Below are 18,283 nucleotides of genomic sequence, written 5' to 3' on the forward strand. Positions count from 1 at the left end.
GTGAGCCGCGCTCGAAAGTTACCCAAAGCTCACATTACGTACCGATACGGTCGCATTTGCGCCCCGCTATTCTCCCCCGGCCACCGCACCGCTTTGTCCCCCACCCACCGCACCCCGCGGGACCGCGTCGCACCGACCCGATCGCGTCAGGACCGCTGGCTGACGGCCCGTGACCGGCCCATCCACGTCTCCTTCCCCACTCAACGGGCGGTCACACCTGACGTTCCGTCCGCCGCCCCGACCGTCCGTCCCCACCGCGCCGACCGCCCCGGAACGTTTCCCCCACGGCTCGACCGCACGTTCGAGCCTTCCCGGTCACCCGGCACGCCCCGGAACCGGCCCCGACCGCCCACCGTCCCGCCCGCGCCCATCGGAGTGTGGTTCCCATGAAGGACGCCCCCGGCCTCCCCCAGTCCCTGTTGATCCTCGGCGGCACCTCCGAGATCGCCCTCGCCACGGCCCGACGGCTCGTCACCCGCCGCACCCACACGGTGTGGCTGGCCGGCCGCCCCTCACCCCGTCTGGAGGCCGCCGCCGAGCAGCTGCGCGGTCTCGGCGCCGACACCCGGACCGTCGCCTTCGACGCCCTCGACCCCGCCGACCACGAGTCGACGCTCGGCAAGGTGTTCGCGGAGGGGGACGTCGACACGGTGCTGCTGGCCTTCGGCCTCACCGGCGACCAGGCCCGGGACGAGAGCGACCCGGTGGCCGCCGCCACCATCGCCGCCACCAACTACACCGGCGCGGTCTCCGCGGGTCTCGTCTGCGCCCAAGCGCTCCAGAACCAGGGCCACGGCTCGCTGGTGGTGCTGTCCTCGGTCGCCGCCGAGCGGGCCCGGCGCACCGACTTCATCTACGGTTCCAGCAAGGCCGGGCTCGACACCTTCACCCAAGGGCTCGGCGACGCCCTCCACGGCACCGGCGTGCACGTGATGCTGGTCCGCCCCGGTCAGGTGCGCGTCGCGGGGGCCCCCGGGACGCGCGCGGAGCGGACCGCGCTGTCGACCACCCCGGAGGCCGTGGCGACCGCGATCGAGGCGGCGTTGCGCCGGGGCGCGGAATCGGTCTGGGTGCCCGGCGCGCTGCGCCTGGTGATGTCGGCGCTGCGCCACCTACCGCGCGCCGTCTTCCGCCGACTCGCCCTCTGAGCTGAGGCTGCCGCCCCCGCCCGGTCGCATCACCGGGTCGGGAGCGTCCCGCGGGTGTGGGGGGCGGCCGGCTGCTGGGGCACCGTCGGACCGCCGAAGGCGAAGTCGCGGAGCTTGCGCCACACCTGGTCGGCACCCTGCTCGTAGAGGGAGAAGTCGGTGACCGCCCACTGGGCCTCGTAGTCGGACAGCTCCTCGTGGGCCCGGTCCATCGCGGCCTCGTCGATGCCGTGCGCGACGGTGACGTGCGGGTGGTACGGGAAGTGCAGCTCGCGGGCCAGCGGGCCCGACTCGTCCCGTACCCGCTTCTGGAGCCAGGCACAGGCCGAGGCGCCCTCGACGACCTGCACGAAGACCACCGGGGAGAGCGGCCGGAAGGTGCCCGTCCCCGACAACCGCAGGGGGAAGGGCCGGGCCGCGGACGCCACCCGCCCCAGGTACGCCTCGATCGCGGTCAACGCGGCGGCGTCGACCTCGGTCGGCGGGAGCAGCGTCACATGGGTGGGAATGCAGTGCGCCACGGGGTCCCCGAAGCCCGCACGCCGCTCCTGGAGCAGGCTGCCATGGGGCTCCGGGACCGCGATCGACACACCGATCGTTACGGTCCCCACGTCAGTCTCCCGTCGTCGTGGCTGGGCATGGCTGGTCACTGGTGCGTTCGTCGCGATGGGCGGTCGGTTCCGGGCGGCCCGGGGACGACCCCGGGTGCCTCAGGAGGACCGCTTCAGTGCTTGGCGGGGAGGAGCCCCACCTTGTCGTACGCCTGCGACAGGGTCTCCGCCGCCACGGCCCGTGCTTTCTCCGCTCCCTTGGCGAGGATCGAGTCCAGCGTCTCGGGGTCGTCCAAGTACTGCTGGGTGCGCTCGCGGAACGGGGTGACGAAGTCGACCACGATCTCGGCGAGGTCGGTCTTCAGCGCACCGTACCCCTTGCCCTCGTAGCGCTGCTCCAGCTCGCCGATGCCCGCCCCGGTGAGGGTCGAGTAGATGGTGAGGAGGTTGCTCACACCGGGCTTGTCCACGAGGTCGTAGCGGACCACGGTGTCCGTGTCGGTGACGGCGCTCTTGACCTTCTTGGCGGTCGCCTTGGGCTCGTCGAGGAGGTTGACGAGGCCCTTCGGCGCGGACGCCGACTTGCTCATCTTGATCGACGGCTCCTGGAGGTCGTAGATCTTGGCCGTCTCCTTGAGGATGTACGGGGCCGGCACCGTGAAGGTGTCGCCGTACCGCCCGTTGAAGCGCTCGGCAAGATCACGTGTCAGCTCGATGTGCTGACGCTGGTCCTCGCCGACCGGCACCTCGTTGGCCTGGTAGAGCAGGATGTCCGCGACCTGGAGGATCGGGTACGCGAACAGCCCGACGCTGGTGCGGTCGGCGCCCTGCTTGGCCGACTTGTCCTTGAACTGGGTCATCCGGGCCGCCTCGCCGAAGCCGGTCAGGCAGTTCATGATCCAGGCGAGTTGGGTGTGCTCCGGCACGTGGCTCTGCACGAAGAGGGTGCACCGCTCGGGGTCGAGCCCGGCGGCGAGGAGCTGCGCCACGGCGAGCCGGGTGCGGGCCCGCAGTTCCTTCGGGTCCGGGTGGATCGTGAGCGCGTGCAGGTCGACGACCATGTAGAACGCGTCGTGGGACTCCTGGAGGGCCACCCACTGGCGCACGGCGCCGAGGTAGTTGCCGAGGTGGAACGAGCCCGACGTGGGCTGGATTCCCGAGAGCACGCGAGGACGATCTGAAGCCATGCGCAGCATTCTCTCAGGTGTCCGCGACGGCGGGGGAACCGATCCGGTAGAGCGTCGCCGTCCGGTTCCGTTCGGGCGCCCCGTCCACCCCCCGCGCCGCCCGTCCGGACGGTGTCACAGCGACATCCGGCCGGCGCACGGTCGGTATCCGGCCGGCCTGCGGGCCGCGGGCGCCCGGGGCGCGTCGAAGGGGGAACCGTCCGGCGTCCGGCGGTGTAGCAAGGACGTGAGCACGACGCGGGAGGGGAACCGCATCGCCGACGGCGGGCGCGCGCCGGACGAGCGCGCAGTGATCGCGCGGGTGCGTTCGGGAGATCCGGGGGCATACGCCGAGCTCGTGCGCGCCCACACGCCGATCGCCCTGCGCGCGGCCCGGGCCCTGGGCGCCGGGGCCGACGCGGAGGACGTGGTGCAACAGGCGTTCCTCAAGGCGTACTACTCCCTGGACCGGTTCGACGCGGGGCGGGCGTTCCGGCCGTGGCTGCTGCGCATCGTGACCAATGAGACGAACAACACAGTGCGCGGGGCGGTCCGTCGGCGCCTGGTCCACGACGGCGAGTCGGCGCTGTCGACGGCGGCGCCCCCGGTGCCGGAGTCGGCGGACCCGGCCGTCGCCGCGCTGTCGAGCGAACGGAACCGGGCCCTGCGCGCGGCGGTGCGCCAGCTCAGCGATCCGCACCGGCTGGTCGTGACGTACCGCTACCTGCTGGAGATGGACGAGGCCGAGACCGCCGAGGCGCTGGGCTGGCCGCGGGGGACGGTGAAGTCCCGCTTGGCGCGCGCCCTGCGCAGACTCGGCCGGCTGCTGCCGCCGGACCTGTCCGAGGACGACCGCCCCGCCACCGATCAGCAGCCGGACGCACGGAAAGATCAGCGGACGGATCGGCAGGCTGAGCAGCGGGCTGACCGGGCGCGTCGGAACGGGCCGGAGGGGGGTGGGGCGCGTGCGTGAACGGCACGGGGCGGGCGGCGCCGGCGGGGACGTGCGCCCTGACCTGGCCCGGGAACTGCGGGAGCTGGGCCGGGCGTACGACCGGGCGGAGCCCGAGCGGGCGGCGGACGCCGAGGACATGGCCGCCCGCGTCCTCGCCGACCTCCTGGCCGACGACGCGCACGGCGCGCACCGCGCGGGCGCCCCGGGGCGTGCGCCCGCGCGGGCCGGGTGGCCCGGCAGGCTCAGTCACCGGCTCCGGGCCCGCTGGCGGGCGGCCTGCGCCGCGCTGTGCGGACTGCTCGCGGTCGCGGTGCTGACGCCGCCGGTGCGGGCCGCCGTCAGCGACTGGTTCGACTTCGGCGGGGTCACCGTCCAGCACGCGCCCTCGGCTCCGGCGGCCCCCTCGGAGCCGGTCCCCGGATGCGGCGCGGCGCTGCCGCTGCGCACCGCCGCGGAACGCGCCCGCTTCACGCCCCTCGTCCCCGAGGCCCTGGGCAGCCCGGACGGCGTCCAGGTCGCGAAGGCGCCCCGCGGCAGCTTCCGGATCAGCCTCTGCTGGGTCACCGACGAGGGCACGATCCGGCTGGACCAGTTCCCCTCCTCGCTCAACACGGGCTTCCTCAAGACGGTCACCGACCAGCCCGAGGCGCTCCGGCTGCGCCGGGCGGACGGTTCGACGGGGCAGGAACCCGCGCTGTGGTTCCGGGCGCCCCACCGGCTGACGTTCTGGTTGGGCGACGGCTCCGAGGACCAGTGGGTCCGCGCCGAGCGGATCGCGGGGCCCACCCTGTTGTGGTCGACGGACGGGACGACCCTGCGGCTGGAGGGCGTCGCCTCCCGGGCCCGGGCGCTGCGCATCGCCGAGTCGGTGCAGTAGGGGTCCAGCCAAGGTGAGCCCAAAAGGGGCAGTGAGACGATCTTGAAGGCGTGAGCCCGCGTTCCGGGCCTACCACCGAGGGCTTGGCCCTGTCCCGGGTTCCGCTGTTCTGATCCTTCACCGGCGCTGACGCCGCGATGATCCCGCGCGGACGTGTACGGCGCGTCCGGCAGGGGCTGGGCATCGGGTGGGGTGGGGATGACTTCGATCGAGCGGACTGCGTATCCGCGGTTCAAGCGGCTGATCACCGCGCGCGAGCTGCATGTGTTCTTCACCCCGTCCGAGGAGGAGCGGGCGTGGGCGGAGGAGGCCGCGGACTCCGACGAGCTGCTCGCCGAGACCAGCGTTCGGTACGGGGCGGTCGGCGGCATCGCGTGCAACCACGTCTCCGACCTGTACATCGCGCTGTTCACGCACTTCGTGCCCTGCGGGGTGTGGGAGGCCGTCTACATCATCGAGGGCCTCCTGAAGAACACCTCCGAGGTCAAGCCCACCACCATCCACGCCGACACCCAGGGCCAGAGCTACCCGGTCTTCGCCCTCGCCCACCTGCTCGGCATCGACCTGATGCCCCGCATCCGCAACTGGAAGGACCTGCTGTTCTTCCGCCCCTCGCGCACCGCCCAGTACGAGCACATCGACGCCCTGTTCGGCGAGGCGGGGCGCAACGTCATCGACTGGCGCCTGATCGAGACCCACTTCCGCGACCTGATGCGGGTCATCATCTCCATCCGCGAGGGCACCATCTCCTCCGTCCTGCTGCTGCGGCGCCTGCGCTCCGGCTCCCGGCGTAACGCCACCTGCACCGCCTTCCGCGAGGTCGGCAAGGTGATCCGCACCGTCCAGCTCCTGCGCTACCTCTCGGACGCGCCGCTCAGGTCCCGGGTGACGGCGGCGACCAACAAGGTCGAGGCGTTCAACGGCTTCTCCGACTGGGTGCGCTTCGGCCAACACGGCACGGTCGCGGCCAACGACCCGGTCGAGCAGGAGAAGGACGTCAAGTTCACCTCCCTGCTGGCCAACCTGGTGATCTTCCACAACACCCTGGACATCGCCGACGTCGTCCGCGACCTCCAGGCCGAGGGCCACCCGGTCGACCCGCTCGACCTCGCCCAGGTCTCCCCGTACCTGACCGAGCACATCAAGCGGTTCGGCGAGACTTCCACCCACGAACTCGGCATCACCCCCGACGCCTACGACGCCCGCCTGGACGTCGACTTCAGCGTCCTCGGCGACGACGACAAGGCAGCAGCAGCGTGAAAGGCGGGGCCCGGTCATGCCGTCGGGCCTGCGCTACTTCGCCCACGACCCCGACGCGCCCGAGTGCTCGCTGCGGGAGGAGACCGAGCAGCACCGCCAGCTCAAGCGCGACCTCGCCGAGTGCTGCCGCCGGGTGCCGGGCTGGAGCGCCGAACTCGAACAGGCCGGACCCGAGCGCGCCTGGCGGGCCGACGTCCTCGCCACCCACACCGCGACCGGCCGCCGGTACGCCTTCGAGGCCCAGCTGTCCACGATCGGCATCGACGGCCCCCGCGGCCTGACCGAGCGCACCGCCCGCATGACCGAGGCCGGTGTGCCGGCCGCGTGGGTCACCACCGGCTCCCGCGCCTGGCTGGGCGCCGTCCCCACCATCCAGGCCGAAGCACAAACCGGCCCCACCCGGCCCGTACGCGCGGGCCACTGGACGTACCTGATCAGCAGCCGGACCCCCGCCGCAGAGAGCCGGACACCGGCACGGCTGACGGACTTCGTGCGTGCTGTGCTCACCGGCGAACTCGTCGCGCACCGGGTGACCTGCCCCGCCCGCGACGACTGGTCCACCCGGCCGGGCTGGTCATGGGTCTGGGCGACCCCGAAGGACATCGCCGAAGCAGCCGCCTACGTCTAGCGCCAGGCCCGCGAGGCCCGCGAGGCCGAAGAGGCACGCCGCCGGGCCGAAGCCGAGGAACCGCGGCGTCTGGCCACGCTGTCCGCCGACTGCGACCGGGTGCCGGGCGGGGACGGAGGACGGTCCGGCCCGGCCCGCAGCCGCCCCACCGGCAAGTACAGGGACTTCAACGAGTTCGAGATCCTCGCCCGGATCTGGCCCGCCGGTGCGTGGATGCCCCAGGAATGACTCTCGCCGTCGAACGCCCGGGCCAAGAGTTTCGACCGAAACTCTTCCGGCCGCGAGTCAGCGCCGAAGGGCGGCCTCAGCGGTTGCGCCGGGTCGGTCCAACACCCATCCAGCGGGGCACGGGCCTGTCAGCGAGCTCCGGCTGGCCGGAGTCCTCGGCGGCGATGCCGATCAGCCGCCGTACCTTGTCGCGCTCGGGCTCGGGCGCACGGACCCCGGACTGGACGTCGGCCATGATCAGCCGGAGCGGATGGGCCTCTACGCGGACACGGCCTCGCTGGTGCTCGGTGAGGTGCCGCCTCGCGATGGAGAAGTTGTCCGCGCAGTCCAAGCCCGCAGCGAGTGCGGTCTGGTCGGTGCGGTCGCCGAGCTGGTGGCCTCCGGCGGTCCAGGCGTACCAGATCCGGCAGGAGCCGTCCGGCCGGTAGAACACCGTGTACAGGAACATCTCCGGGCCGAAGTCGGCGGCGATGCCGTCGACCACGGCCTTCTCCACCGGGGTCGGGTCGCCGGTCGGCGTGAGAATGACCGGTGCCGTGGGCGAGAGCGTAGGCAACCTCGTGGCTCCTCCTCAGAACCAGTGGGGGCGGTAGGCGCCGCCCGCGCGGGTGGGGCAGTCGTCTCCAGGCCGCAACGGCAGGTTCCCGGCCTCGTACGCGGCGTCGATCTCGTCCTTCGTCAGCTCGCGGTTTCCGACAGCGGTGAACTCCCACTTGCTGGACTCGACCTCGCTCCAGCCGTCCGGGTCGAGTTCGTAGACGCGGCGCACGAGGCCGTCCACGGCCACGATCGCGTACTGGGCCTCAGCACGGACCCTCTTGCCAATGGGCCAGATCCCCCGGTCGCTCGCGTACTGCCCGGCGTCGCCGACTTCGCCGTACGCGCCGCGCGGGTCGGCGGGGTCCTCCCGAACCCGGCCCCGCCGCGAGATCACCGCGGCCACCTTCTTGCCGTGGCGGACATGACCGAAGCGCTGCTCGGCGGCCTGTCGGCTGGTGCCGAGCGCGTCGCCGACGTCGGCGAACGTAGTATCTGGCAAGAGGCGCCCCCGTTCTTCTCGGCCGACTGCGGGCCGCCCGCCCGGCGGCCCTCCGCTTCGCCGGGCCCCGCCCGCACCCCGGGCGGCAGCGGCGCGAGGTCCTGGGACCCCCTTCCGTCCCGGCTGTGATTCACGTCACTGCCGGCGGCTCGGTGCAGCACCCGGCCCCGTTCCGCCGTCATGGGGGCAGTGATCGGGACGGGACGAGGAGAGGAGGTCGGCGGGTGAGGTTTCGCAGGAGCGGTCCGGGCATCGGATTCACGGAGTTCGTCGCACAGCGGTCGGGAGCGTTGTTCCGCACCGCGTATGCGCTGACCGGTGACGTGCACGTGGCCGAGGATCTGGTGCAGGAGACGCTGGAGCGGGCGTGCCGACAGTGGCGGAAGGTCGCGGTGGCGGACTCGCCGGAGGCGTACGTGCGCAAAGTGCTGGTCAACCTGGCCAACGACCGCTGGCGGCGGCTGTCGCGCCGGGGCGAGCGCCCCGGGCTGTCGGGGGTGCCCGAGACGGCCGACCCCCGGGACCGGTTCGGGCAGGTGGATCTGCGCGCGGAACTGATCGAGGCACTGCTCGGGCTGCCGATGGGCATGCGCAGCGTGGTGGTCCTGTACTACCTGCACGATCTGGACGCCCGGCAGGTCGCCGACGTCCTGGACATCTCTTCGAGTGCGGTGAGGTCCCAGCTCGCCCGCGGCCTGGCCAAGCTGCGCGATTCCGTATCGGGCGCCCAGGCGCCGCACACGCCGTCGGCCGCTTTCGGAGGTACGAAGTGAGGAACACGTCGTCCGGACCGGCCCCGTTCGAGCCGGGCCTCGAAGCCGAGCTGCGTGCCGCGGTGGCCTCCTTCGCCGACGGGCCGACGGCGCCGGTCGTCGACGCGGCCGGGATCGAGCGAGCCGTCAGCCGCAGCCGCACCCGCCGGGCGCTCCTCGGCACCGCTGCGGCGTGCTGCGTGCTGGCGTGCGCCACGGTGGGGTTCTTCGCGCTGAAGCCCGTGTCGCCCGCGCCCGGCGCCTCCCCGTCCCTGTCCCCACCAGCGAACGGGGCGTGCACCCCGCTCGCCACCGGCACCCCCAAGAGCGGAAGCGCCGATGCGACTCCGACACAGGAGCAGGAGCAGACCGCGGGAGCGGGCATCGCGCTGCCGGACCTGGCCGGCATGCCGGTCGAACAGGCCGGAAGCCTGCTGCGCGGACTCGGACTGAGCTGCACGATCATGCGGCACACGGACTGGAACGCTCCCGCCGGGCAGGTGATCAGCAGTCAGCCCCGGGGCGGCGCAGAACCGGTGGCACCGGGCTCGTCCGTCCTCCTGCTGGTCTCGACGGGCAAACCCGGCGGAACCTGAGCGACCGGGCCCTTCGGCCCGCGCACCGGCCGAGTGACCCAGGGGCCGGTGCCGGGCAGTCCGTCGACCGCGGCGCACCGGCTGGACGCCCGCCCCTCCGGGCCGCTGCTGGACTTTTCCGAGGGGCGCGTGCGGGGGGGGGAGGGCTCCTGCCGGTGGGGCGCAGGGCCGTGGCGTCGGCGGAGCATGCGCGCACAGACGCTCCGCCCGTGCGCGCGCCGACCGCCGACTCCCCGTCCCGGCCGCGCCATGGCCTCGTCACGGTCCAGCGACAACGGCACCGCCGCACCCTCGCTGCTGACACCGTGTCAGTAATGAGACTCCGACTTCTCACGGTCGGCCTGACCGACACCGACGAGCCCTCGGGGGGGTGTCCCTATGAGTGGTGTGCATCGTGACCTGCCACTTCACGATGCACACCACTCAATGGCTCGCCGCGGTCCGCCAGCGCGGGGAAATGGCCCCTTGTCTGGCCACCAGCCAGCTGCATGGAGGATGTCGCTCTCCTCCGCGCCCGTGAACCGCACGACCTCGAAGGGCTGCGTCGCGCTCTCCCGATCCACCGGGCCGTGATGGAACGTCACCGGGCCGTCGATCCCAGGGACCATACGGCTCACCACGACTGGCTCTTGGCTGTCGTCATTCGTCATGACCAAGATTCTGGCGGTCCCGGCAGTGGGAAGGAGGACGTTCTGAGATCAGGGGGCGGGCTGCTTCACCTCAAGATCATCCCACTGCCCCTTTTGGGCTCACCTCGGCTGGACCCCCAGTAGCCGGCCCGCCGACCCGTCCGCGGGGAACGGGAACCCCGGACGCCCCGGCGGTGTACCTCAGACGGGTCCGCGCGGAAGGCCGCGCGGCGGAGCGGACGGGGAAGCGGATGCACGGGGTGCACGGGACACGGAGGCGGCGGGGGCCGAGTCGGGGGCGGGTGCCCTGGGGGGTCTCGGCGGCGCGGTCACGGGCGGGGACGCTCCTCGCGACGGTGGCCGCGGCGCTGGCGCTGCTGCTCGGGCCGGGGGTGTCACCGGCGGCGGCGGGCGGAGACACCAGCGTGCTGCTGGTCGCCGTGCGCTCTTCGGAGGCGACGGCCCTGCTCGCGGCGGACGAACGGTACGCGCAGCTGCTGGGCCTGCTGCCGCAGTCACCCGGCCGGGGCAGGGAACGCCCCTTGTCCGATGAGGAGTGGGAGGGCGCCCGGCAGATCACCGCCACCTGGATGGCGCACGACGTGTCCCCCTGGCGCGTCGACCGGGTCCACGTCCTGCCGGCGGACCGCGGGGGCGACGCCCCGGACGTGTGGATCGAGACGGGTTGGGACGGCTCCCTCGCGCACGCCCGGTGGCAACGGGCGGTGTACCCGGCGGAGTTGCTGGCGGCACTGAAGTCCCTGGGGCTGCTGGGACGGGCCGGTGCCGACACCACGACCGGTCCGGCGACCGCCGGGGAGGGTGTGCGGACGGCTCCGGTGGCGGCGACCGGCCCGGGGCCGGCGCGGCCCTGGTGGTGGGCCGGCGCGGGGGTGGCCGTGGGGGCGCCGTCGGCGCTGCTGCTGCGCTCGTTCGCCGGGCGGCTGCGCACCTCGACGGCGACGGGCGCCGCTGCCGGGGCCCGGGGCGCACGGGAGCCCCGGCAGGAACTGCGGGACCTCTGAGTCGGGCCGGGCTCGCTGAGGACCCCGTACCGCCGGGGGCCAGGGGCGGGCCGGTCGGCCGTCGGGGGGTGGCCGACCGGCCCGCCCGGCTGCTCAGTCGCCGGTGGGCAGCCCGGGGGCCGGGTGGGCGGCCATCAGCTCCGCCACCTCGGCGCGGATCGTGGTGAGCGTCTGCTCGTCACCGGTGCGGGCCGCGGTGACGGCCCGGTCGATCCAGGCGGCGACGGTCGGCATGTGCTCCGGGGTGAGGCCGCGGGAGGTGAGCGACGGGGTGCCGATGCGGATGCCGGAGGGGTCGAAGGGCTTGCGGGGGTCGAAGGGCACGGTGTTGTAGTTGACGACGATCCCGGCCCGGTCCAGGGCCCGGGCGGCGAGCTTGCCGGGGACGTCCTTCGCGGTCAGGTCGATCAGGATCAGATGGTTGTCCGTGCCGCCGGAGACCAGGTCGTGGCCGTGGGCGAGCAGCGCTTCGGCGAGGGCCCGGGCGTTCGCGACGACGGCGTGCGCGTAGCTGCGGAACGCGGGCTGGGCCGCCTCGTGCAGGGCGACCGCGATGGCGGCGGTGGTGTGGTTGTGGGGGCCGCCCTGGAGACCGGGGAAGACCGCCTTGTCGAGGGCCTTGGCGTGCTCCGCGCGGGACATCAGCATGGCGCCCCGGGGGCCGCGGAGGGTCTTGTGGGTGGTGGTCGAGATGACGTCCGCGTAGGGGGCGGGCGAGGGGTGGGCGCCGCCCGCGATCAGCCCGGCGATGTGGGCGATGTCGGCGACGAGGAGGGCCCCGCTCTCCGCGGCGATCTCGGCGAACGCGGCGAAGTCGATGGTGCGGGGCAGCGCGGTGCCGCCGCACCAGATCAGCTTGGGGCGTTCCTTGAGCGCGAGGTCGCGGACCTGGTCGAAGTCGATGCGGCCGGTGTCCTGGCGGACCCCGTACTGGACGCCGCGGAACCAGGTGCCGGTGGCCGAGACGCCCCAGCCGTGGGTGAGGTGACCGCCCATCGGCAGCGCCATGCCCATGACCGGGTCACCGGGCTCGGCGAAGGCGAGGTACACGGCGAGGTTCGCGGGGGAACCCGAGTAGGGCTGGACGTTGGCGTGGTCGACGCCGAACAGGGCGGTGGCCCGGTCGGTGGCGAGGCGCTCCACCTGGTCGACGACCTGCTGGCCCTCGTAGTAGCGGCGGCCGGGGTAGCCCTCGCTGTACTTGTTCTGGAGGACGGTGCCGGTGGCTTCGAGGACGGCGCCGGAGACGTAGTTCTCGCTGGGGATCAGCCGCAGCGTGTCGGCCTGGAGCTGTTCCTCGGCGGCGATGAGCCCGGCGAGTTCCGGGTCCGCGGCGGTGAGGGCGGGATGGGGCAACGGGAGCGGCATGGTGTCCTCCGGGGCGAGCGGTTGCATCCGTCGTGGTCCCGGGGTGCCCAGGCGGACGACACCTCGTGCGGCGGGGCGCGGCGCCCCGACCGGGCCCGGCTCCCCCAGGGTTGGTTCCCTGTTCGCCAGTCGCCGTGCCCGGGGCCAGCGTAGCGGGTGGCGCACACGTGTCGACCGGGGAGGTTTGATCGGCTGCGATCCGCGCGACGATAGAAGAACGCCCGGTCGACAGGGAAGAAGCGGCAGGAAGGGGTGCCACCGCGCCCGCCGGCCGCAGGATGAACGGAGAACCCGTGTCCAGCACCGAAAGTCCGACAGCTCGGTTCCTCGCCTCGGCGGAGGCGCACAGCGCCCACAACTACCACCCGTTGCCCGTGGTGATCGCCACCGCCGAGGGCGCCTGGATGACGGACGTCGAGGGGCGGCGCTACCTCGATCTGCTCGCCGGGTACTCGGCGCTGAACTTCGGGCACGGCAACCGGCGGCTGATCGACGCCGCCAAGGCCCAGCTGGACCGGGTGACCCTCACCTCGCGGGCCTTCCACCACGATCTGTTCGGGCGGTTCTGCGCCGAGCTCGCCGCGCTGTGCGGGATGGAGACGGTGCTCCCGATGAACACGGGCGCCGAGGCGGTGGAGACGGCGGTGAAGACGGCCCGCAAGTGGGGCTACCGGGTGAAGGGCGTGCCCGACAACATGGCGAAGATCGTGGTCGCCGCGGACAACTTCCACGGCCGGACGACGACCATCGTGAGCTTCTCCACCGACCCCGATGCCCGGGCGGACTTCGGGCCGTACACGCCGGGCTTCGAGATCGTGCCGTACGGGGACGCGACGGCGATGCGGAACGCGCTGACGGAGAACACGGTCGCCGTGCTGATCGAACCGATCCAGGGCGAGGCCGGGGTGCTGGTGCCACCGGCCGGGTACCTGCCGGCGGTGCGGGAGCTGACCCGGGAGCGCGACGTGCTGCTGATCGCGGACGAGATCCAGTCGGGTCTGGGGCGGACCGGGCGGACCTTCGCCTGTGAGCACGAGGGCGTGGTCCCGGACGTCTACCTGTTGGGCAAGGCGCTGGGCGGCGGGGTGGTGCCGGTGTCGGCGGTGGTGTCGAGCGAGGCGGTGCTCGGGGTGTTCCGGCCGGGCGAGCACGGGTCGACGTTCGGGGGGAACCCGCTGGCCTGCGCGGTGGCCCTGGAGGTGATCGCGATGCTGCGGACGGGTGAGTACCAGCAGCGGGCCGCGGAGTTGGGCGGGCACCTGCACCGGGAGCTGGCGGCGCTGGTCGGGGAGCCGGGCAGCGGGGTGCGGAAGATCCGGGGGCGCGGCCTGTGGGCGGGCGTCGACGTCGACCCGGCGCGGGGCACCGGGCGGGAGATCTCCGAACGGCTGCTGGCGAAGGGCGTCCTGGTCAAGGACACTCATGGGTCGACCATCCGGATCGCCCCGCCGTTGGTCATCGCGGAGAAGGACCTCGACTGGGGCTTGGACCGTCTGCGGGAGGTCGTCGGCTAGCGACGCGATGTCCCGTGCGGGTGCGTGGTGTTTCGCGCAGTTCCCCGCGCCCCCTGTCGGGGCGACCTGGCAGACGTGCGCTGTCCCGTGCGGGTGCGCTGGTGTTTCGCGCAGTTCCCCGCGCCCCCTGTCGGGGCGGCCTGGTGAGTGTGCGCTGTCCTGTGCGGGTGCGTCGTGGGTGTTGCGCAGTTCCCCGCGCCCCTTATCGGGGCGGGTGGGGGTTGCTCGCGCTGCTTGTCGGGGCGGGGGGGTGCGAGGGCGCGGTGTGCCCCGATAGGGGCGCGGGGAACTGCGCACAACACCAGCGCACCCGCACGGAACAGCGCACGCCCGCCAGGTCGCACCAACAAGGGGCGCGGGGAACTGCGCGAGCACCCCCCACGCACCCGCACAGGACGAACGGACTCCGGGAGGTCAGGGCAGCACCGCGCACAGCGCGTCCAGCGTGCCCGGCCACGCACTGTCGGAGGGGACGCCGTAACCGACGACCAGAGCGTCCGGCTGCCGGTGGGCCACGGCCTCCGGGTGCCGGAACATGCCGAGCCCGCAGAGGGAGAGCCCCTGCCGGGCCGCGGCCTGGAGCACGGACCGCTCCGTGCCCGGCGGCAGTTCGAGCACGGCGTGCAAACCGGCGGCGATCCCGGTGACCCGGACGTCGGGGGCCCGCTCGGCGAGCGCGGCGACGAGCTGGTCCCGCCGGCGGCGGTAGCGCAACCGCATCGCGCGCACGTGCCGGTCATAGGCGCCGGAGGTAAGGAACTCCGCGAGGGTGAGCTGGTCGAGGGCCCCGCACGCCCAGCCGGGGCCCTTGTCCGCGGTGACCTCGGCGACGAGCCGCCCGGGCAGCACCATCCAGCCGAGCCGCAGCCCGGGCGCGAGGGCCTTGCTGGCCGAGCCGAGGTACACCACCCGGTCGGGGTCGAGGTCCTGGAGCGCTCCCAGCGGCTGCCGGTCGTAGCGGAACTCGCCGTCGAAGTCGTCCTCCAGGAGCAGTCCGCCGGTCCGCCGGGCCCAGCGGAGGGCGGCGGACCGGCCCTCGGGCGACAGCGGGAGCCCCATGGGGAACTGGTGGCCCGGGGTGAGCAGCACCGCGCCGGGCGCGAGGTCGTCCAACGCACCCGTGTCGGTGCCGCGCGGCCCCCAGGGCAGGGCGCGGGTGCGCAGCCCCGGGTCGGTCAGCAGGTCCCGGTGGAAGTCGAGCCCGTAGGACTCCACGGCCACCTCGCGCACGCCCCGCCGGGCCAGCAGCCGCCCCAGGACGAGCAGGGCCTGTGCGAAGCCCGCGGTGACGATGACGTGGTCGGGGTGGGCGCGTACGCCCCGCACCCGGGCGAGGTACCCGGCGAGGGCCTGCCGCAGTTCGGGACGGCCGCGCGGATCCCCGTAACCGAGGGCGTCGTGCGGGGCCCGGGCCAGGGCGCGGCGGGCGGCCCGCAGCCATGCGGCCCGGGGGAAGGCGGACAGGTCGGGGGTGCCCGGCTGGAGGGTGAACTCGGGGCGCCCGGGGACGCGTCGGCCCCGGACGGGCGTCTCGGGGCGGGGTACGGCCCGGTCGGCGACCCGGGTGCCCGAGCCCTGGCGGGCGGTGAGCCAGCCCTCGGCGACGAGGTCGGCGTACGCGTCGGCGACGGTGTTGCGGGCGATGCCGAGGTCCGCGGCGAGGGTCCGGGAGGACGGCAGCCGGGTGCCCGGGGTGAGGCGACCGCCGCGGACGGCTTCGCGCAGTGCGCCGGTGAGGCCCCTGCGGAGTCCGCCGGGGCCGGCCGGGTCGATGTGCAGATCGATGCCGAGCCCGCCGCCCCGCGCCCTCTCCGCCCCCGGTTCCGTACCCATGTCCCGCCCCTCCCGTCGGTCCGTCGCGGTCGCCGCAGCGAGCCGGGCCGACCACGAAAGTGGCCCAAGATCTCCGGCGCCGAATGGACCCTACTCCTGGGCTGCTCCGTCCCTAGGCTCGTCCTCATGACGACGACACAGAACGAAGCGCCGACCGCAGCCACCGTCACCGAGTACGCGCCCGAGGAGCCCGCGCGACTGCGGTGGGGGACGCACTCCCCCGAGGTCTTCAAGACGATGATCAAGCTGACCGCAGCCTCCGCGAAGGGCGTGGACCCCGTCGTGCTGGAGCTGGTGAAGATCAGGGCCTCGCAGCTCAACCAGTGCGCGGTCTGCCTCGACATGCACGCCAAGGACGCCCTGGTCACCGGGGAGACCCCGGAGCGGCTGGTCCAGCTGAGCGCCTGGCGGGAGTCACGACACTTCTACACGGAGAAGGAGTTGGCGGCGCTGGAACTGGCCGAGGCGGTCACCGACCTCCGGGACGGCGTGCCGGACGAGGTGTTCGCGAAGGCCGCGGCCCACTTCGAGGAGGTCGAGTTGTCCCAGCTGATCGCGTCCATCGCCGTGATCAACACCTGGAACCGGCTCAACGTCACCGCCCGGGTGGCGCCTGGCCACTACACGCCCGGCCAGTACAAGGGCGTCTGAGGTGTCGACGACGGACCGCGCTCCCGCCGCGGGGGGAACGCCGCGCCCGGTGGACGTCTTCCGGGCCCTGCACCACGACCGCTCCGCCGACGACCCGCTGGTCCTCCCGGGCCCCTGGGACGCGGCCAGCGCCCGGGCCCTGGTCACCGCGGGCTTCCCGGCGCTGGCCACCCCCAGCGCCGGGATCGCGGCGAGCCTCGGTTACGAGGACGGCAGCACCCCGCCCGCCGAGATGTTCGCGGCGGTGGCCCGGATCGTCCGCGCGGTGCGGCCCCTGGGTGCGCCGCCCGTCTCGGCGGACGTCGAGGGCGGCTACGGGCTGCCGCCCGCCGAGCTGGTCGAACGGCTCCTGGAGACCGGAGTCGTGGGCTGCAACCTGGAGGACACCGGCCCGGACGGCACCCTCAGGGACCCCCGGCAGCACGCCGACTGGCTGGCCGAGGTCCGGGCGGCGGCCGGCGACCGGCTGTTCCTCAACGCCCGGGTGGACACCTTCGTCCGGGGCGTCGAGGACCCCGCGGCGGCGGTGGAGCGGGCCCGGGCGTACGTGGCGGCCGGCGCGGACTGCGTGTACCCGATCCTGGCGCCCCGCTCGGCGCTGCCGGTGCTGCGGGCGGGTGTGGACGGACCGTTGAACGCGGTCGCGGAGGTCACCGGACCGACGGACGCCCTGCGGGGGTCGTTCCGGGAGCTGGGCGGACTCGGCGCCACCCGGATCACCTTCGGTCCGGGTCTGCTGCACCGGACGACCGCCGCGCTGGGCGACCTGGCGACGCAGTTGCGCTGACCGGGGACGGGCCCGGGCTGCGGCTGGCGGGGCGTGGGAGCCTGGGGACGCCCTGTGATCCGCGGCTGCCCGGAGAGGACCCCATGAGTACCACCCTCATCACCCGTATCGGCTCCCTCGTCACCAACGACCCCGGCGTGGGCGACGGGTCCCCGTTGGGGCTGCTCCGGGACGCCGCCGTCGTGGTCGAGGGCGAGCGGATCGCCTGGGTGGGTCCCGCCGACCGGGCGCCGGACGCCGACCAAGTGTTCGACGCGCAGGGCCGGGCCGGCCTCCCCGGGTTCGTGGACTCCCACTCGCACCTGGTGTTCGCCGGGGACCGCACCGAGGAGTTCGCCGCCCGGATGTCCGGCCGCCCGTACGCCGCCGGCGGCATCCGCACCACGGTCGCGGCGACCCGGGCCGCCACCGACCCGGAGTTGGAGGCCAACCTCGTCCGGTACCTGGGCGAGGCGCTGCGGCAGGGGACGACGACCTTCGAGACCAAGTCCGGGTACGGGCTCACCGTCGCGGACGAGGAGCGGGCCCTGCGGATCGCCGCCCGCCACACCGACGAGGTCACCTACCTCGGCGCCCACGTCGTGGCGCCCGAGTACGCGGACGACCCCGCGGCCTACGTCGCGTTGGTCACCGGCCCGATGCTGGACGCCTGCGCCCCGCACGCCCGTTGGGTGGACGTGTTCTGCGAGCGGGGCGCCTTCGACGCGGACCAGGCCCGGGCCGTGCTGACGGCCGGCGCCGCCCGGGGCCTCGTGCCGCGGGTGCACGCCAACCAGCTCGGCCACGGGCCCGGGGTGCAGCTCGCGGTGGAAACGGGTGCGGCCAGCGCGGACCACTGCACGTACCTCAGTGAGGCGGACGTGGCCGCGCTCGCTGCGGGCGACACGGTGGCGACGCTGCTGCCGGGCGCGGAGTTCTCCACCCGCGCCGAGTGGCCGGACGCCCGGCGGCTGTGGGACGCGGGGGTCACCGTGGCGTTGTCCACCGACTGCAACCCCGGCTCCTCGTTCACCTCGTCCGTGCCGTTCTGCATCGCCCTCGCCGTGCGGGACATGGGCCTGACCCCGGGCGAGGCGGTGTGGGCGGCGACCGCGGGGGGCGCGCGGGCGCTGCGCCGCGAGGACGTGGGACGGATCGCGCCGGGGGCGTACGCGGATCTGCTGCTCCTCGACGCGCCCAGCCACGTCCATCTGGCGTACCGGCCGGGGGTGCCCTTGGTCTCCCAGGTGTGGCGGCGCGGCGCCCGGAAGGTCTGAACACGACACGTGCCCGGGCC

General features: G+C 73.8%; 18 protein-coding genes. 12 read left to right on the forward strand and 6 right to left on the reverse strand.

What is annotated here, in order from left to right; genetic code table 11:
- Positions 1–386: 386 nt before the first annotated feature.
- Positions 387–1,148, forward strand: coding sequence for an SDR family NAD(P)-dependent oxidoreductase (locus tag ACFWIA_RS00245; RefSeq protein WP_386998782.1), 762 nt, complete (start codon positions 387–389; stop codon positions 1,146–1,148).
- A 29-nt stretch (positions 1,149–1,177) separates the two neighbouring features.
- Here the strand turns inward: ACFWIA_RS00245 and ACFWIA_RS00250 are convergent, their stop codons facing one another.
- Both ACFWIA_RS00250 and trpS read right to left on the reverse strand, forming a co-directional pair.
- On the reverse strand, positions 1,178–1,759 hold the full coding sequence (locus tag ACFWIA_RS00250; protein WP_386998784.1) for a 2'-5' RNA ligase family protein: 582 nt from the start codon (positions 1,757–1,759) through the stop codon (positions 1,178–1,180).
- Between the two features lie 113 nt (positions 1,760–1,872).
- Complete coding sequence (gene trpS / locus ACFWIA_RS00255) at positions 1,873–2,886, reverse strand: tryptophan--tRNA ligase (protein WP_386998787.1); 1,014 nt, start codon at positions 2,884–2,886, stop codon at positions 1,873–1,875.
- Positions 2,887–3,175: 289 nt separating this feature from the next.
- On the opposite strand from trpS, the gene ACFWIA_RS00260 reads away from it, so the two are divergent.
- From ACFWIA_RS00260 to ACFWIA_RS00275, 4 genes are all read left to right on the forward strand, one after another.
- On the forward strand, positions 3,176–3,838 hold the full coding sequence (locus ACFWIA_RS00260) for an RNA polymerase sigma factor (protein WP_386999169.1): 663 nt from the start codon (positions 3,176–3,178) through the stop codon (positions 3,836–3,838).
- Positions 3,831–4,697: a hypothetical protein gene (locus ACFWIA_RS00265; protein ID WP_386998789.1), complete on the forward strand. Its 867-nt coding sequence runs from the start codon at positions 3,831–3,833 to the stop codon at positions 4,695–4,697. The genes ACFWIA_RS00260 and ACFWIA_RS00265 overlap by 8 nt, the downstream gene beginning before the upstream one ends.
- Positions 4,698–4,895: 198 nt before the next feature.
- Entirely contained in the window at positions 4,896–5,957 is a 1,062-nt protein-coding gene (locus tag ACFWIA_RS00270) for a Tn3 family transposase (protein WP_386998791.1), read from the forward strand.
- 16 nt (positions 5,958–5,973) lie between these two features.
- Positions 5,974–6,585 carry a hypothetical protein gene (locus ACFWIA_RS00275; RefSeq protein ID WP_386998793.1) on the forward strand — a complete coding sequence of 204 codons (612 nt, stop codon included), beginning with the start codon at positions 5,974–5,976 and terminating at the stop codon, positions 6,583–6,585.
- A gap of 304 nt (positions 6,586–6,889) precedes the next feature.
- Here the strand turns inward: ACFWIA_RS00275 and ACFWIA_RS00280 are convergent, their stop codons facing one another.
- Positions 6,890–7,369 carry a hypothetical protein gene (locus ACFWIA_RS00280; protein ID WP_386998795.1) on the reverse strand — a complete coding sequence of 160 codons (480 nt, stop codon included), beginning with the start codon at positions 7,367–7,369 and terminating at the stop codon, positions 6,890–6,892.
- 15 nt (positions 7,370–7,384) lie between these two features.
- Complete coding sequence (locus ACFWIA_RS00285; protein ID WP_386998797.1) at positions 7,385–7,852, reverse strand: hypothetical protein; 468 nt, start codon at positions 7,850–7,852, stop codon at positions 7,385–7,387.
- A 251-nt stretch (positions 7,853–8,103) separates the two neighbouring features.
- Between ACFWIA_RS00285 and ACFWIA_RS00290 the strand changes: the two genes are divergently transcribed.
- The 3 genes from ACFWIA_RS00290 to ACFWIA_RS00300 all read left to right on the forward strand — a co-directional run bounded on the left by ACFWIA_RS00290 (position 8,104) and on the right by ACFWIA_RS00300 (position 10,854).
- Positions 8,104–8,625 (forward strand): SigE family RNA polymerase sigma factor, encoded by a 522-nt coding sequence (locus ACFWIA_RS00290; protein ID WP_073785247.1) that lies wholly within the window; start codon positions 8,104–8,106, stop codon positions 8,623–8,625.
- The gene (locus ACFWIA_RS00295) at positions 8,622–9,200 is read left to right on the forward strand and encodes a PASTA domain-containing protein (protein WP_386998799.1); all 579 of its coding nucleotides are present in this window, start codon (positions 8,622–8,624) and stop codon (positions 9,198–9,200) included. Before ACFWIA_RS00290 ends, ACFWIA_RS00295 begins: the two co-directional genes overlap by 4 nt.
- Before the next feature lie 931 nt (positions 9,201–10,131).
- Positions 10,132–10,854: a hypothetical protein gene (locus ACFWIA_RS00300; RefSeq protein ID WP_386998801.1), complete on the forward strand. Its 723-nt coding sequence runs from the start codon at positions 10,132–10,134 to the stop codon at positions 10,852–10,854.
- 93 nt (positions 10,855–10,947) lie between these two features.
- Here the strand turns inward: ACFWIA_RS00300 and glyA are convergent, their stop codons facing one another.
- Entirely contained in the window at positions 10,948–12,222 is a 1,275-nt protein-coding gene (gene glyA, locus ACFWIA_RS00305) for a serine hydroxymethyltransferase (RefSeq protein ID WP_386999172.1), read from the reverse strand.
- Between the two features lie 278 nt (positions 12,223–12,500).
- Between glyA and rocD the strand changes: the two genes are divergently transcribed.
- Entirely contained in the window at positions 12,501–13,736 is a 1,236-nt protein-coding gene (gene rocD / locus ACFWIA_RS00310; RefSeq protein ID WP_386998803.1) for an ornithine--oxo-acid transaminase, read from the forward strand.
- A gap of 414 nt (positions 13,737–14,150) precedes the next feature.
- Here rocD and ACFWIA_RS00315 read toward each other — a convergent pair whose 3' ends face one another.
- On the reverse strand, positions 14,151–15,569 hold the full coding sequence (locus tag ACFWIA_RS00315) for a PLP-dependent aminotransferase family protein (RefSeq protein WP_386998805.1): 1,419 nt from the start codon (positions 15,567–15,569) through the stop codon (positions 14,151–14,153).
- A gap of 126 nt (positions 15,570–15,695) precedes the next feature.
- On the opposite strand from ACFWIA_RS00315, the gene ACFWIA_RS00320 reads away from it, so the two are divergent.
- The 3 genes from ACFWIA_RS00320 to hutI all read left to right on the forward strand — a co-directional run bounded on the left by ACFWIA_RS00320 (position 15,696) and on the right by hutI (position 18,263).
- Positions 15,696–16,220 (forward strand): carboxymuconolactone decarboxylase family protein, encoded by a 525-nt coding sequence (locus tag ACFWIA_RS00320; RefSeq protein ID WP_386998807.1) that lies wholly within the window; start codon positions 15,696–15,698, stop codon positions 16,218–16,220.
- 1 nt (position 16,221) lies between these two features.
- Positions 16,222–17,007, forward strand: coding sequence for an isocitrate lyase/phosphoenolpyruvate mutase family protein (locus tag ACFWIA_RS00325; protein ID WP_386998809.1), 786 nt, complete (start codon positions 16,222–16,224; stop codon positions 17,005–17,007).
- Between the two features lie 83 nt (positions 17,008–17,090).
- Positions 17,091–18,263 carry an imidazolonepropionase gene (gene hutI / locus ACFWIA_RS00330; protein WP_386998811.1) on the forward strand — a complete coding sequence of 391 codons (1,173 nt, stop codon included), beginning with the start codon at positions 17,091–17,093 and terminating at the stop codon, positions 18,261–18,263.
- Positions 18,264–18,283 lie beyond the last annotated feature (20 nt).

The sequence above is a fragment of the Streptomyces sp. NPDC127068 genome (assembly GCF_042724695.1).
Lineage (GTDB): Bacteria > Actinomycetota > Actinomycetes > Streptomycetales > Streptomycetaceae > Streptomyces.

Bases quoted from the DNA above. Each gene is read 5' to 3' on its own strand.
- ACFWIA_RS00245 (WP_386998782.1), top strand. From the start codon at position 387: ATGAAGGACGCCCCCGGCCTCCCCCAGTCCCTGTTGATCCTCGGCGGC.
- trpS (WP_386998787.1), bottom strand. From the start codon at position 2,886: ATGGCTTCAGATCGTCCTCGCGTGCTCTCGGGAATCCAGCCCACGTCG.
- ACFWIA_RS00270 (WP_386998791.1), top strand. From the start codon at position 4,896: ATGACTTCGATCGAGCGGACTGCGTATCCGCGGTTCAAGCGGCTGATC.
- ACFWIA_RS00275 (WP_386998793.1), top strand. From the start codon at position 5,974: ATGCCGTCGGGCCTGCGCTACTTCGCCCACGACCCCGACGCGCCCGAG.
- glyA (WP_386999172.1), bottom strand. From the start codon at position 12,222: ATGCCGCTCCCGTTGCCCCATCCCGCCCTCACCGCCGCGGACCCGGAA.
- rocD (WP_386998803.1), top strand. From the start codon at position 12,501: ATGAACGGAGAACCCGTGTCCAGCACCGAAAGTCCGACAGCTCGGTTC.
- ACFWIA_RS00315 (WP_386998805.1), bottom strand. From the start codon at position 15,569: ATGGGTACGGAACCGGGGGCGGAGAGGGCGCGGGGCGGCGGGCTCGGC.
- ACFWIA_RS00320 (WP_386998807.1), top strand. From the start codon at position 15,696: ATGACGACGACACAGAACGAAGCGCCGACCGCAGCCACCGTCACCGAG.
- hutI (WP_386998811.1), top strand. From the start codon at position 17,091: ATGAGTACCACCCTCATCACCCGTATCGGCTCCCTCGTCACCAACGAC.